Source organism: Escherichia sp. KTE52, from assembly GCF_000408325.1.
Classification (GTDB): Bacteria; Pseudomonadota; Gammaproteobacteria; order Enterobacterales; family Enterobacteriaceae; genus Escherichia; species Escherichia marmotae.
The window spans coordinates 64,688-79,094 of the sequence record NZ_KE138677.1 but is presented as its reverse complement, the minus strand read 5'-3'; the positions used below and the strand labels follow the sequence as shown (position 1 = coordinate 79,094).

Sequence of the window (14,407 nt, the reverse complement as noted above, 5' to 3'; positions counted from 1 at the left end):
GCCAATGAAGGACTTAAAACCTGTAGACGGGTTAAAACTGTTGGTGGCAAGCAGCGATAACGATCAGTATCGCTCCCGTAATGCATTAATCCGTCGCCACATTGAGAAAATGGATGCCAGTTTGCACGTCGGAACGAAGGAGTTTGATATTTCAAAGGTTTCCGAGGTGGATTCTGTTGATGATTTACTCATTGATAATGCCGCTCGTTATCTGCTGAAAGACTGGAAAGGGGTTGGTGAACTGGTTAATGGTGTTGAGGTTGCACTGGAATATACGGCAGAACGAGGGATCGCGCTGCTTAAGCAGAATCCAGAGTTGTACTGGCAGATCCTTGCAGAAGCAGCCAGCATCGCCCAGGGTAAAGAGCAGCAGAAGCAGGATACGATAAAAAAGCCATAGCTGCCCAGCGGTGGTTATCGGAGTTCGGGGGAGAAAGGGGGGAAAAGGCAAGATGGAAGCGAGAAAAACTCAGGTTGCCACCGATACCGGAACCAGAAATAGACCCGGTGCTTAAGGAGTTGTTGTACGCCTATTCGGTAATATCCCGTGCCCGACGTTATGCTGGAATGGCTGGGGTGCCTTTGCCTTTATCTCTGACAGAGATAAATGAATATTTAGCCACTCATCCGGTATTGATTGAGCGCGATGAATTTGAAGCAGTGATCTTTGCACTGGATGACCAGTATTTTCAGGAGCAGTGTGTGTAGTTGTTTATTACGTACACTCTGTTACAGAGATGTGATGGTGTCTTTAATTAAATCGATGATGCTCCTGGAGAAAAGCATTGCGTGGCCTCGTAATCGCTATATCTACTATTATGTCGCCTGAAACCCACTTCGCGGTGGGTTTTTTGTTGTCAGGAGTTTTAATAAATGGCAGAGCAAACCTCGCGTCTCGCAATAATTATTGATAGCACTGGAGCGAAAAATAATGCTGACAATCTGACCTCCTCATTAGTCAAAATGACGCAGGCTGGGGAAACTGCTGCAAATAGCGCAGGGAAAGTGACTAAGGCAACAGAAGATGAGAAGAACGCGCTCGCAAAATTAAAAGCAGCTATTGATCCAGTTGGTGCCGCAATTGATACTGTCGGTCGACGCTATTCTGAATTAAAGAAATTTTTCGATAAAGGGCTTATTGATAAAGAAGAATATGAATTTCTTGTCCGTAAACTTAATGAAACCACAGAGGAATTGAGCGGGGTTGCGCAAGCGCAGAGAGAAGCCGAGAAGGCCGGAAAACTTGCTGCCGCCCAGCAGGAAGCGCAGGCTCAGGCCTTTCAAAGAATGCTGGACAAGATCGACCCTCTGGCTGCGGCGCTAAGAAATCTTGAACAACAGCATGATGAACTTAATGCTGCGTTTGCATCCGGGAAAATAAATGGTTCTCAGTTTGAGAATTATAGCCGAAAAATACAGGAAACACGGCGAGAGCTTACCGGAGAGGCTCAGGCAGAGCGAGAAGCAGCAAAAGCGCATGATGAACAGGTTGTTGCTTTGCAACGTCTGATTGCTCAACTTGATCCTGTCGGAACTGCTTTTAATCGTCTGGTAGAACAACAGAAACAGCTCAATGAAGCAAAAGCTAAGGGGATGCTTTCTCCTGAAATGTATGAGGAGCTTTCTGGAAAACTTCGTGCTATGCGGAGTGAGCTTGAGGTTACTCAATCACAATTAAGCAAAACCGGAATGTCGGCAAAACAAACGGCTTTTGCTATGCGCATGTTGCCTGCACAAATGACGGATATTGTTGTTGGGTTGTCCACTGGTCAGTCGCCATTTATGGTGTTAATGCAGCAGGGCGGCCAGCTAAAAGATATGTTCGGTGGGATTGGCCCGGCGATCAAAGGTGTAGGTTCTTATGTGCTGGGATTAATTAATCCTTTTACCCTGGCCGCAGCAGCCGTTGGGGTCTTAGGACTGGCTTACTATAAAGGCTCTCAGGAGCAGGACGAATTTAATAAATCTCTTATTCTTACCGGAAATCAGTTGGGGACAACCAGCGGGCAATTGGCCGATATAGCTCAACGTGCCGGGAATGCGGCTGATTCGACAACTGGTGCTGCGGCGGCAGTATTAAATCAGCTTGTGCGTTCGGGAAAGGTAGCGAGCAGTTCGCTGGAGCAAGTGACGACAGCGATAGTACAAACGAGCGAAGTAACAGGAATATCAACCGAACAACTGGTTAATGACTTCAATGAAATTGCAAAGGATCCTGTCAGTGCCATATCAAAACTTAATGATCAGTACCATTTTCTGACACTTGCGACTTATAACCAGATTAAGGCGCTACAGGATGAAGGGAACCAGCAGGAGGCCGCCCGCATTGCGACAGAAGAATACTCATCCTCAATGATCCAGCGCACCAACCAGATTAAAGAAAATCTTGGTTATCTTGAGACTGCATGGAAAGCTGTCGCAGACTCCGCAAAATGGGCATGGGATTCCATGCTGGATATTGGCCGTGAGGCCTCCCTTGATCAAAAAATCTCAGATGTTCTCCGTCAAATTGATGAAATAGAAAAAAATACCCGACCCGGAGTTTTCGGGTTAGGTGGCATTGGAGATGGCGGAGCTCAAAATAAAAGGCTGGCACGATTAAAGCAGCAATTGGGCGTACTTCAAGCAGAAAAAATTGCTCAGGACGTACTAAATTCATCAATAAACGATTACAACAAGCGACAACAGGAAGGAATTGAACTCAGACAGAGAGCAGATGCCTTTTCAAAACAATATCAGACCCGGGAGCAGCAGAGAGCTAGTGAACTTGCAAAACTGGAAAAGCTAAAGAATCAGTATTCAAAGGAAGAATATAATAATCTTATCGCTCAAATAAATGAGCGTTATAAAGATCCAAAGCAACCAAAGGCGAAAGGTTATTCTGATGATGCAGCCCAACGAATGATTGATCATCTGAATCAACAGAATGCGTTACTAAGTTCACAAGCTGAGTTGACCGTTAAATTAAGTTCCTCTGAACAGGAACTGGTTAAGTGGCGTCAGCGGATTGCCGACCTAGAGTCACGACCATCATCGAAATTAACCCAGGATCAGAAATCGCTTCTCTTACACCGGGAAGAAATAACCGCGTTGATGGAGAAAAATGTTGCGATTGAAAAGAATAACAGGCTAATCAAGGAATCCGCCGAAATAACAGCATGGCGTGATTCATTGCAGGCTTCGATTGATAATCGTCAGCAGGGGTATGATATTCAGATTGCTGGTTATGGGGTTGGCGATAAAAATCAGCAACGCCAGCAGGAATTACTGCGGATTGAACATGGATATAACAATCAGCGTCTGCAACTTGAACGTGACTATGCAGATAAATCCCGTGGAATGTCAGATCATGTTTTTCAAGAGAAAATGCAGGCTCTGAATGATGCTCTGGAACGGGAAAAAGAAATTGTCAGACAGAAAAACGAGCAGCTCGATATTCAGGCAGGAGACTGGGTTAGTGGTGCCTCCCAGGGATTCAATAACTGGCTGGATGACACTAAGGATATCAGTGAGCAGATAAAATCAACCACGACTCAGATGTTTGATGGGATGACCGATGCGCTGGGTGATTTTGTCACGACAGGCAAGGCAAATTTTCGTTCTTTCGCTACTTCCGTGATTTCGGATCTTAGTCGAATAGCATTAAAGGCTTCAATTACTGGGATTTTCGACAGCATTAGTAACAGTTCTTCTGGGGGGATTTTAGGAACTATCGGGAGTGCTATTAGTAAATTTATTCCGAATGCAAAGGGCGGTGTTTATGAGTCTCCGTCATTGAGCACGTATTCGAACGGTATTTATGATTCCCCGCAATTTTTTGCTTTTGCAAAAGGGGCTGGTGTTTTTGGTGAGGCTGGACCGGAAGCCATTATGCCATTAACACGAACTTCCGATGGTTCTCTTGGTGTCAGAGCTATTAATAGTAAAAGTGGTAATGGAGGCGGAGATATTACCTATGCCCCTGTATACCAAATCACTATTCAAAATGACGGCCAGAATGGAGAGATTGGCCCTCAGGCAATAAAAGCACTTATGGGGATGGTTGATCAGCAGGTGCAGGGCAATCTGTTAAATATGCGACGTGATGGGGGAATGTTAAGTGGCTAATACGGAAGAATTTCACTGGTTACCAGAGGATGGAATGAAAACAGAAAATAAACCATCGATAAAAACTGTAAGATTTGGCGATGGTTATGAGCAACGAAGTCCAAATGGACTTAATCATTCTCTGCGCGTTTTCACCTGTGATTTCAAAGTTGAGGCGAATGAACGTGATTCATTTGAAAAATTTTTAGCCCGGCATGAAGGCTATAAATCTTTTTTTTGGCGCCCGCCGGGTATTAACAGAAAAATCAGAGTGGTGTGTCGAACGTGGTCAGCGACAGAACATATCACCTATACCGATTTTTCGTGTCAGTTTGACGAAGTGGTGATCTGATGCAGGACATACAACAGGAAACGCTGAATGAATGCATTCGTGCGGAGCAGTCGGCCAGCGTGGTGCTCTGGGAAATCGACCTGACCGAGGTAGGCGGGGATCGCTACTTTTTCTGCAATGAGCAGAACGAGAAAGGAGAGTCTGTCACCTGGCAGAGTCGGCAGTATCAGGCCTATCCCATTCAGGGGAGTGGATTTGAGATGAACGGCAAAGGTGCCAGTGCAAGGCCAACGCTGAAAGTCTCTAATCTGCACGGCATGGTCACCGGGATGGCGGAAGACCTGCAGAGTCTGGTCGGCGGAACGGTGGTCCGGCGTAAGGTCTACGCCCGTTTTCTGGATGCGGTGAACTTCGTCAACGGAAACCGTGACGCCGATCCGGAGCAGGAGGTGATCAGCCGCTGGCGCATCGAGCAGTGCAGCGAACTGAGCGCAGTCAGTGCCTCTTTTGTACTGTCCACGCCGACGGAAACGGATGGCGCTGTTTTTCCGGGACGTATCATGCTGGCCAACACCTGCACCTGGACCTATCGCGGTGACGAGTGCGGTTATAGCGGTCCGGCTGTCGCGGATGAATATGACCAGCCGACGTCCGATATCACGAAGGATAAATGCAGCAAATGCCTGAGCGGTTGTAAGTTTCGCAATAACGTCGGCAACTTTGGCGGCTTCCTTTCCATTAACAAACTTTCGCAGTAATCCCATGACAGAGACAGAATCAGCGATTCTGGCGCACGCCCGGCGATGTGCGCCAGCGGAGTCGTGCGGCTTCGTGGTAAGCACGCCGAAGGGGGAAAGATATTTCCCCTGCGTGAATATCTCCGGTGAGCCGGAGGATTATTTCCGGATGGCTCCGGAGGACTGGTTGCAGGCAGAAATGCAGGGTGAGATTGTGGCGCTGGTCCACAGCCACCCCAGTGGTCTGCCCTGGCTGAGTGAGGCCGACCGGCGGCTGCAGGTGCAGAGTGATTTGCCGTGGTGGCTGGTCTGCCGGGGGACGATTCATAAGTTCCGCTGTGTGCCGCATCTCACCGGGCGGCGCTTTGAGCACGGGGTGACGGACTGCTACACGCTGTTCAGGGATGCTTATCATCTGGCGGGGATTGAGATGCCGGATTTTCATCGCGGGGATGACTGGTGGCGTCACGGTCAGAATCTCTATCTGGATAATCTGGAGGCCACAGGGCTGTATCAGGTGCCGTTGTCATCGGCGCAGCCGGGCGATGTGCTGCTGTGCTGTTTTGGTTCATCGGTGCCGAATCATGCCGCCATTTACTGTGGTGATGGCGAGCTGCTGCACCATATTCCTGAACAACTGAGTAAACGAGAGAGGTATACCGACAAATGGCAGCGACGCACACACTCCCTCTGGCGTCACCGGGCATGGCACGCATCTGCCTTTACGGGGATTTGCAACGATTTGGCCGCCGCATCGACCTTCGTGTGAAAACGGGGGCTGAAGCCATCCGGGCGCTGGCCACACAGCTCCCGGCGTTTCGTCAGAAACTGAGCGACGGCTGGTATCAGGTACGGATTTCCGGGCGGGACGTCAGCACGTCCGGATTGACGGCGCAGTTACATGAGACTCTGCCTGACGGCGCTGTGATTCATATTGTTCCCAGAGTCGCCGGGGCCAAGTCAGGGGGCGTATTCCAGATTGTTCTGGGGGCTGCCGCCATTGCCGGATCATTCTTTACTGCCGGAGCCACCCTTGCAGCATGGGGGGCAGCCATTGGGGCCGGTGGTATGACCAGTATCCTGTTTTCTCTCGGTGCCAGTATGGTACTTGGTGGTGTGGCGCAGATGCTGGCACCGAAAGCCAGAACTCCCCGTACACAGACAACGGATAACGGTAAGCAGAACACCTATTTCTCCTCACTGGATAACATGGTTGCCCAGGGCAATGTTCTGCCTGTTCTGTACGGGGAAATGCGCGTGGGGTCGCGGGTGGCTTCTCAGGAGATCAGCACGGCAGACGAGGGGGACGGTGGTCAGGTTGTGGTGATTGGTCGTTGATGAAAAACGTTTTATGTGAAACCGCCTCAGGGCGGTTTTGTCGTTTCTGGAGCGTGAGGAATGGGTAAAGGCAGCAGTAAGGGGCATACCCCGCGCGAAGCGAAGGACAACCTGAAATCATCCCAGATGCTGAGCGTGATAGACGCCATCAGTGAAGGGCCGATTGAAGGTCCGGTGGACGGATTAAAAAGTGTGCTGCTGAACAGTACGCCAGTGCTGGACAGTGAGGGGAATACCAATATCTCCGGCGTCACGGTGGTGTTCCGGGCAGGTGAGCAGGAGCAGACACCGCCGGAGGGATTTGAATCCTCCGGCTCCGAGACGGTGCTGGGTACGGAAGTGAAGTACGACACGCCGATTACCCGGACCATCACGTCTGCAAACATCGACCGTCTGCGCTTTACCTTCGGTGTGCAGGCACTGGTGGAAACCACCTCAAAGGGGGACCGGAATCCGTCGGAAGTCCGCCTGCTGGTTCAGATACAGCGTAACGGTGGCTGGGTGACGGAAAAAGACATCACCATTAAAGGCAAAACCACCTCGCAGTATCTGGCCTCGGTGGTGGTGGATAACCTGCCGCCGCGCCCGTTCAACATCCGGATGCGCAGGATGACGCCGGACAGCACCACAGACCAGCTGCAGAACAAAACGCTCTGGTCGTCATACACCGAAATCATCGATGTGAAACAGTGCTACCCGAACACGGCACTGGTCGGCGTGCAGGTGGACTCGGAGCAGTTCGGCAGCCAGCAGGTGAGCCGTAATTATCATCTTCGCGGGCGCATTCTGCAGGTGCCGTCGAACTATAACCCGCAGACGCGGCAATACAGCGGTATCTGGGACGGAACGTTTAAGCCGGCATACAGCAACAACCCGGCCTGGTGTCTGTGGGATATGCTGACCCACCCGCGCTACGGCATGGGGAAACGTCTTGGTGCGGCGGATGTGGATAAATGGGCGCTGTATGTCATCGGCCAGTACTGCGACCAGTCAGTGCCGGACGGTTTTGGCGGCACGGAGCCGCGCATCACCTGTAATGCCTACCTGACCACGCAGCGTAAGGCGTGGGATGTGCTCAGTGATTTCTGCTCGGCGATGCGCTGTATGCCGGTATGGAACGGGCAGACGCTGACGTTCGTGCAGGACCGGCCATCAGATAAGGTGTGGACCTATAACCGCAGTAATGTGGTGATGCCGGATGATGGCGCGCCGTTCCGCTACAGCTTCAGCGCCCTGAAGGACCGCCATAATGCCGTTGAGGTGAACTGGATTGACCCGAACAACGGCTGGGAGACGGCGACAGAGCTTGTTGAAGATACGCAGGCCATTGCCCGTTACGGTCGTAATGTCACGAAGATGGATGCCTTTGGCTGTACCAGCCGGGGGCAGGCACACCGCGCCGGGCTGTGGCTGATTAAAACGGAACTGCTGGAGACGCAGACCGTGGATTTCAGCGTGGGTGCTGAAGGGCTTCGCCATGTACCGGGCGATGTCATTGAAATCTGCGATGATGACTATGCCGGTATCAGCACCGGTGGTCGCGTGCTGGCGGTGAACAGCCAGACCCGGACGCTGACGCTCGACCGTGAAATCACGCTGCCATCCTCCGGTACCACGCTGATAAGCCTGGTTGACGGAAGTGGTAATCCGGTCAGCGTGGAGGTTCAGTCCGTCACCGACGGACTTAAGGTGAAAGTGAACCGGGTTCCTGACGGCGTTGCAGAATACAGTGTGTGGGGGCTGAAGTTGCCGACGTTGCGTCAGCGCCTGTTCCGCTGTGTGAGTATCCGTGAGAACGATGACGGCACGTATGCCATCACTGCCGTGCAGCATGTACCGGAAAAAGAAGCCATCGTGGATAACGGGGCGCACTTTGACGGCGACCAGAGCGGCACGGTGAATGGTGTCACGCCGCCAGCGGTGCAGCACCTGACCGCCGAAGTCACCGCAGACAGCGGGGAATATCAGGTGCTGGCGCGCTGGGACACGCCGAAGGTGGTGAAGGGCGTGAGCTTCCTGCTCCGTCTGACCGTAACAGCGGATGACGGCAGTGAGCGGCTGGTCAGCACGGCCCGGACGACGGAAACCACATACCGCTTCACGCAACTGGCGCCAGGGAACTACAGGCTGACAGTCCGGGCGGTAAATGCGTGGGGGCAGCAGGGCGATCCGGCGTCGGTATCGTTCCGGATTGCCGCACCGGCAGCACCGTCGAGGATTGAGCTGACGCCGGGCTATTTTCAGATAACCGCCACGCCGCATCTTGCCGTTTATGACCCGACGGTACAGTTTGAGTTCTGGTTCTCGGAAAAGCGGATTACCGATATCAGGCAGGTTGAAACCACAGCCCGCTATCTTGGTACGGCGCTGTACTGGATAGCCGCCAGTATCAATATCAAACCGGGCCATGATTATTACTTTTATATCCGCAGTGTGAACACCGTTGGCAAATCGGCATTCGTGGAGGCCGTCGGTCGGGCGAGCGATGATGCGGAAGGTTACCTGGATTTTTTCAAAGGCAAGATAACCGAATCCCATCTCGGTAAAGAGCTGCTGGAAAAAGTTGATCTGACGGAGGATAACGCCAGCAGACTGGATGAGTTTTCGAAAGAGTGGAAGGACGCTAACGATAAATGGAATGCCATGTGGGGCGTCAAAATTGAGCAGACCAAAGACGGCAAACATTATGTCGCGGGTATTGGCCTCAGCATGGAGGACACGGAGGAAGGCAAGCTGAGCCAGTTTCTGGTTGCCGCTAACCGTATCGCGTTTATTGACCCGGCAAACGGGAATGAAACGCCGATGTTTGTGGCGCAGGGCAACCAGATATTCATGAACGACGTGTTCCTGAAGCGCCTGACAGCCCCCACCATTACCAGCGGTGGCAGTCCTCCGGTATTTTCCCTGACATCAGACGGAAAGCTGACCGCTAAAAATGCGGATATCAGTGGTAGTGTGAATGCGAACTCAGGAACGCTCAACAATGTCACGATTAACCAGAACTGTACGATTAAGGGCATGCTGGAGGCGACTCAGGTCAGAGGTGACTTCGTTAAAGCTGTATCCAAATCATTTCCGAAACAGGCTGGTACGTGGGGTAACACGGAAACACCAAACGGGACGGTTACAGTCACCATCAGCGATGATCATAACTTTGACCGTCAAATCATTATTCCGCCCATTATCTTTAACGGAATAGCGTATAGCGATCCGGGAAGTGGTAATAACCCGGGAGGTACAAGATACACGGGTTATGGTTTTGAAGTTCGCAAAAACGGTGTATTAATCGCATCCAGAGAAACTAAAGGGGCCATTCCCGGTAGCTACAGTGCGGTTATTGATATGCCGAGTGGCAGGGGAAGCGTCACTCTGGAGTTTAAGGTTTTCCATAAAGGCAATCAGCGGGCAGGTAATATCACCGACTGTACGGTGATTGTGACCAAAAAAGCGGCTTCAGGCATCAGTATTCGTTGAAATATTTATAACCCCAATAAATGGCGTCAGGAATGACGCCTTTTTTATTGCAGAAAAGCGAGAGGTAATTATGCGTAAAGTTTGTGCAGCCATTTTGTCCGCAGCCATTTGTCTGGCCGTATCCGGTGCGCCTGCATGGGCGTCTGAACATCAGTCCACGCTGAGCGCGGGGTATCTTCATGCCCGGACCAACGTTCCCGGCAGTGATGATCTGAACGGGATTAACGTGAAATACCGTTATGAGTTTACGGATACGCTGGGGCTGGTGACGTCATTCAGCTATGCAGGAGACAAGAATCGCCAGCTGACCCATTACAGCGATACCCGCTGGCATGAAGATTCCGTTCGTAACCGCTGGTTCAGCGTAATGGCGGGGCCGCCTGTGCGCGTGAATGAATGGTTCAGCGCGTATGCGATGGCGGGTGTGGCTTACAGCCGTGTGTCGACTTTCTCCGGGGATTATCTCCGCGTAACTGACAACAAGGGGAAAACGCACGACGTGCTGACCGGAAGTGATGACGGTCGCCACAGCAACACGTCTCTGGCGTGGGGAGCTGGCGTGCAGTTTAACCCGACCGAATCCGTGGCCATTGATATTGCTTATGAAGGCTCCGGCAGTGGCGACTGGCGCACTGACGGTTTCATCGTGGGTGTCGGTTATAAGTTCTGATTAGCCAGGTAACACAGTGTTATGACAGCCCGCCGGTTCAGGCGGGCTTTTTTGTGGGGTGAATATGGCAGTTAAGATTTCAGGTGTACTGAAAGACGGCACAGGAAAACCGGTACAGAACTGCACAATCCAGCTGAAAGCAAAACGTAACAGCACCACGGTGGTGGTGAACACGCTGGCCTCAGAAAATCCGGATGAAGCCGGGCGTTACAGCATGGACGTTGAGTACGGTCAGTACAGCGTTATTCTGTTGGTGGAAGGATTCCCGCCGTCACATGCCGGGACCATCACCGTGTATGAAGATTCCCGACCCGGTACGCTGAATGATTTTCTCGGTGCCATGACGGAGGATGATGCCCGTCCGGAGGCTCTGCGCCGTTTTGAACTGATGGTGGAAGAGGTGGCGCGTAACGCGTCCGCGGTGGCACAGAACACGGCAGCCGCGAAGAAGTCAGCCAGTGATGCCGGCACATCTGCCAGTGAGGCGGCAACCTATGCGACTGATGCTGCAGGCTCAGCGCGTGCAGCCAGCACGTCAGCCGGACAGGCCGCGACGTCGGCTCAGGAGGCGTCTTCCAGCGCAGGAACGGCATCAACAAAGGCCACTGAAGCATCAAAAAGTGCTGCCGCTGCAGAGTCCTCAAAAAGCGCGGCGGCCACCAGTGCCGGTGCCGCGAAAACGTCAGAAACGAATGCTGCAGCGTCACAAAAATCAGCAGCCACTTCTGCATCCACTGCGACGACGAAAGCGTCAGAAGCCGCCACTTCAGCCCGGGATGCGGCGGCCTCAAAAGAGGCAGCGAAATCATCAGAAACGAACGCATCATCAAGCGCCAGTAGTGCCGCTTCCTCGGCAACGGCGGCAGCAAATTCTGCGAAGGCGGCAAAAACGTCCGAGACGAACGCCAGGTCTTCTGAAACGGCAGCGGAACAGAGCGCCTCAGCTGCGGCAGACTCTGAGACAACAGCTGCATCATCGGCCCGTGAGGCGTCCATTAAGGCAGAGGAGGCAGCAGTCAGTGCCACCGCCGCCGGAAAATCGGCAGAAAGCGCCGCATCATCCGCTTCAACAGCCACAACGAAGGCTGGCGAAGCCACTGAACAGGCCAGCGCAGCAGCGAGGTCTGCTTCCGCAGCGAAGACATCCGAAACGAACGCGAAAGCGTCGGAAACCAGCGCAGAATCCTCAAAAACGGCTGCCGCATCGTCCGCCAGTTCGGCGGCGTCATCGGCATCATCGGCGTCTGCTTCAAAAGATGAGGCGACCAGACAGGCGTCAGCAGCGAGGGGCAGCGCCACGACGGCATCCACGAAGGCGACAGAGGCTGCTGGCAGTGCGGCAGCGGCAGCACAGAGCAAAAGTACGGCAGAATCCGCAGCAACGCGCGCCGAGACAGCAGCAAAACGGGCAGAGGATATTGCATCCGCCGTGGCGCTTGAGGATGCGAGCACGACAAAAAAGGGGATAGTACAGCTCAGTAGTGCGACTAACAGCACTTCCGAGTCACTGGCGGCAACACCAAAAGCCGTTAAGGCCGCGTATGACCTGGCTAACGGGAAATACACCGCACAGGATGCAACGACAGCACAGAAAGGGATAATCCAGCTAAGCAGCGCGACCAACAGCACGTCTGAAACGCTTGCCGCGACACCAAAGGCAGTAAAAGCAGCCAATGACAATGCTGAGAAACGTCTGCAGAAAGATCAGAACGGTGCGGATATCCCTGGCAAAGACACCTTTACGAAAAATATTGGTGCCTGCCGTGCCTTTGGTGGGTCAGTAAGCACAATAACAGGAAACTGGACGACTGCACAGTTTATCGAGTGGCTGGATTCTCAGGGAGCATTTAACCATCCCTACTGGATGTGCAAGGGGTCCTGGTCTTATGGCAATAATAAAATCATTACTGATACTGACTGCGGTAATATTCATCTCGCCGGAGCTGTCATTGAAGTAATGGGGATAAAGTCAGCGATGACGATCCGCATTACCACACCGACCACCTCCACTGGTGGTGGAACAACTAACGCCCAGTTTACCTATATTAATCACGGAACAGATTATTCACCTGGCTGGCGAAGGGACTATAACTCCAGAAATAAGCCAACGGCATCAGAGATCGGGGCGTTACCGTCAGGTGGAACAGCAGTATCATCAGTTAATCTGTCTTCAAAAGGTCGGGTAACCGCGCTGACAGACAATACGCAGGGGGCAACAGGTCTTGAGTTATACGAGGTGTATAACAACGGATATCCAACAGCGTATGGAAATATCATTCACCTGAAAGGGATGACAGCCGTTGGCGAAGGTGAGTTACTCATCGGCTGGAGTGGTACAAGCGGTGCTCATGCTCCGGCATTTATTCGTTCACGACGGGATACGACCGACGCAAACTGGTCGCCGTGGGCGCAGCTTTACACCTCGGCTCATCCTCCTGCAGAGTTTTATCCAGTCGGTGCACCAATCCCGTGGCCATCAGATACCGTTCCGTCTGGTTATGCCCTGATGCACGGGCAGACTTTTGACAAATCTGCCTACCCGAAACTTGCAGCCGCTTATCCGTCAGGCGTGATCCCTGATATGCGTGGCTGGACGATTAAGGGCAAACCTGCCAGTGGTCGTGCCGTATTGTCTCAGGAACAGGACGGCATTAAATCGCACATCCACAGCGCCAGCGCATCCAGTACGGATTTGGGGACGAAAACCACATCGTCGTTTGATTACGGCACTAAATCCACGAATAACACCGGGGCTCATACGCACAGTCTGAGCGGCTCTACAAGCTCGGCCGGAGCACACTCGCACGTTGATGGTCGCAGGTTTAATACAAGCACTTTTAAAGACACCTATCAGTATGGTTCTACAGCTGTCGGAAGTAACTCATACCAGGTACAAGGGGCGGTTGGTCTGGGCATTGGCACGATGGCGAATACGAACTCTGCTGGCGCGCATACCCACTCACTGTCCGGCACTGCTGCAAGCGCAGGTGCACACGCACATACTGTCGGTATTGGTGCTCATACGCACTCCGTTGCGATTGGTTCACATGGACACACCATCACCGTTAACGCTGCTGGTAACGCGGAAAACACCGTCAAAAACATCGCATTTAACTATATTGTGAGGCTTGCATAATGGCATTCAGAATGAGTGAACAACCACGGACCATAAAAATTTATAATCTGCTGGCCGGAACTAATGAATTTATTGGTGAAGGTGATGCATATATTCCGCCTCATACAGGTCTGCCAGCAAACAGTACCGATATTGCACCGCCAGATATTCCGGCAGGCTTCGTGGCTGTTTTCAACAGTGATGAGTCATCGTGGCATCTCGTTGAAGATCATCGGGGTAAAACGGTTTATGACGTGGCTTCCGGCGACGCGTTATTTATTTCTGAACTCGGTCCGTTACCGGAAAATGTTACCTGGTTATCGCCGGAAGGGGAGTTTCAGAAGTGGAACGGCACAGCCTGGGTGAAGGATACGGAAGCAGAAAAACTGTTCCGGATCCGGGAGGCGGAAGAAACAAAAAACAACCTGATGCAGGTAGCCAGTGAGCATATTGCGCCGCTTCAGGATGCTGCAGATCTGGAAATTGCAACGGAGGAAGAAATCTCGTTGCTGGAAGCATGGAAAAAGTATCGGGTATTGCTGAACCGTGTTGATACGTCAACTGCACCTGATATTGAGTGGCCTACGAACCCTGTCAGGGAGTAATCATTGGGATTATGCCGCAGAAACGTTGTATGCAATAACGTTCTGCGGTTGGCTGATGCACTTTCGAGAGTGCATGTATTGAATTATTTC

11 protein-coding genes are annotated in these 14,407 nt (G+C 52.2%); all 11 read left to right on the top strand.

The features are described from left to right. Positions 1–40: 40 nt before the first annotated feature. The 11 genes from ydaY (at position 41) to A1SC_RS16745 (ending at position 14,317) form a co-directional block, all read left to right on the top strand. Positions 41–400, top strand: coding sequence for a protein YdaY (ydaY, locus tag A1SC_RS16705; RefSeq protein WP_012565075.1), 360 nt, complete (start codon positions 41–43; stop codon positions 398–400). A 107-nt stretch (positions 401–507) separates the two neighbouring features. Beyond that, entirely contained in the window at positions 508–708 is a 201-nt protein-coding gene (locus A1SC_RS0121375) for a hypothetical protein (RefSeq protein ID WP_001755909.1), read from the top strand. 165 nt (positions 709–873) lie between these two features. Continuing rightward, positions 874–4,107 carry a phage tail tape measure protein gene (locus A1SC_RS16710; protein WP_016262039.1) on the top strand — a complete coding sequence of 1,078 codons (3,234 nt, stop codon included), beginning with the start codon at positions 874–876 and terminating at the stop codon, positions 4,105–4,107. Then, positions 4,100–4,438, top strand: a complete 339-nt coding sequence (locus A1SC_RS16715; protein ID WP_000024051.1) for a phage tail protein — start codon at positions 4,100–4,102, stop codon at positions 4,436–4,438. Before A1SC_RS16710 ends, A1SC_RS16715 begins: the two co-directional genes overlap by 8 nt. Further along, positions 4,438–5,136, top strand: coding sequence for a phage minor tail protein L (locus A1SC_RS16720; protein ID WP_016262038.1), 699 nt, complete (start codon positions 4,438–4,440; stop codon positions 5,134–5,136). Before A1SC_RS16715 ends, A1SC_RS16720 begins: the two co-directional genes overlap by 1 nt. Positions 5,137–5,140: 4 nt before the next feature. Continuing rightward, positions 5,141–5,884: a C40 family peptidase gene (locus tag A1SC_RS16725; RefSeq protein WP_032141343.1), complete on the top strand. Its 744-nt coding sequence runs from the start codon at positions 5,141–5,143 to the stop codon at positions 5,882–5,884. Further along, on the top strand, positions 5,881–6,453 hold the full coding sequence (locus tag A1SC_RS16730) for a tail assembly protein (RefSeq protein WP_016262036.1): 573 nt from the start codon (positions 5,881–5,883) through the stop codon (positions 6,451–6,453). The genes A1SC_RS16725 and A1SC_RS16730 overlap by 4 nt, the downstream gene beginning before the upstream one ends. 60 nt (positions 6,454–6,513) lie before the next feature. Beyond that, positions 6,514–9,927, top strand: a complete 3,414-nt coding sequence (locus A1SC_RS16735) for a phage attachment tail tip protein J (RefSeq protein ID WP_016262035.1) — start codon at positions 6,514–6,516, stop codon at positions 9,925–9,927. Between the two features lie 70 nt (positions 9,928–9,997). Next, entirely contained in the window at positions 9,998–10,597 is a 600-nt protein-coding gene (locus A1SC_RS16740) for an Ail/Lom family outer membrane beta-barrel protein (protein ID WP_016262034.1), read from the top strand. Positions 10,598–10,661: 64 nt separating this feature from the next. Then, a complete protein-coding gene (locus tag A1SC_RS23210) occupies positions 10,662–13,733 on the top strand; it encodes a phage tail protein (protein WP_016262033.1) in 3,072 nt (1,023 codons plus the stop codon). Continuing rightward, positions 13,733–14,317 (top strand): tail fiber assembly protein, encoded by a 585-nt coding sequence (locus A1SC_RS16745; protein ID WP_001824772.1) that lies wholly within the window; start codon positions 13,733–13,735, stop codon positions 14,315–14,317. Before A1SC_RS23210 ends, A1SC_RS16745 begins: the two co-directional genes overlap by 1 nt. The last annotated feature ends 90 nt before the right edge of the window (positions 14,318–14,407 follow it).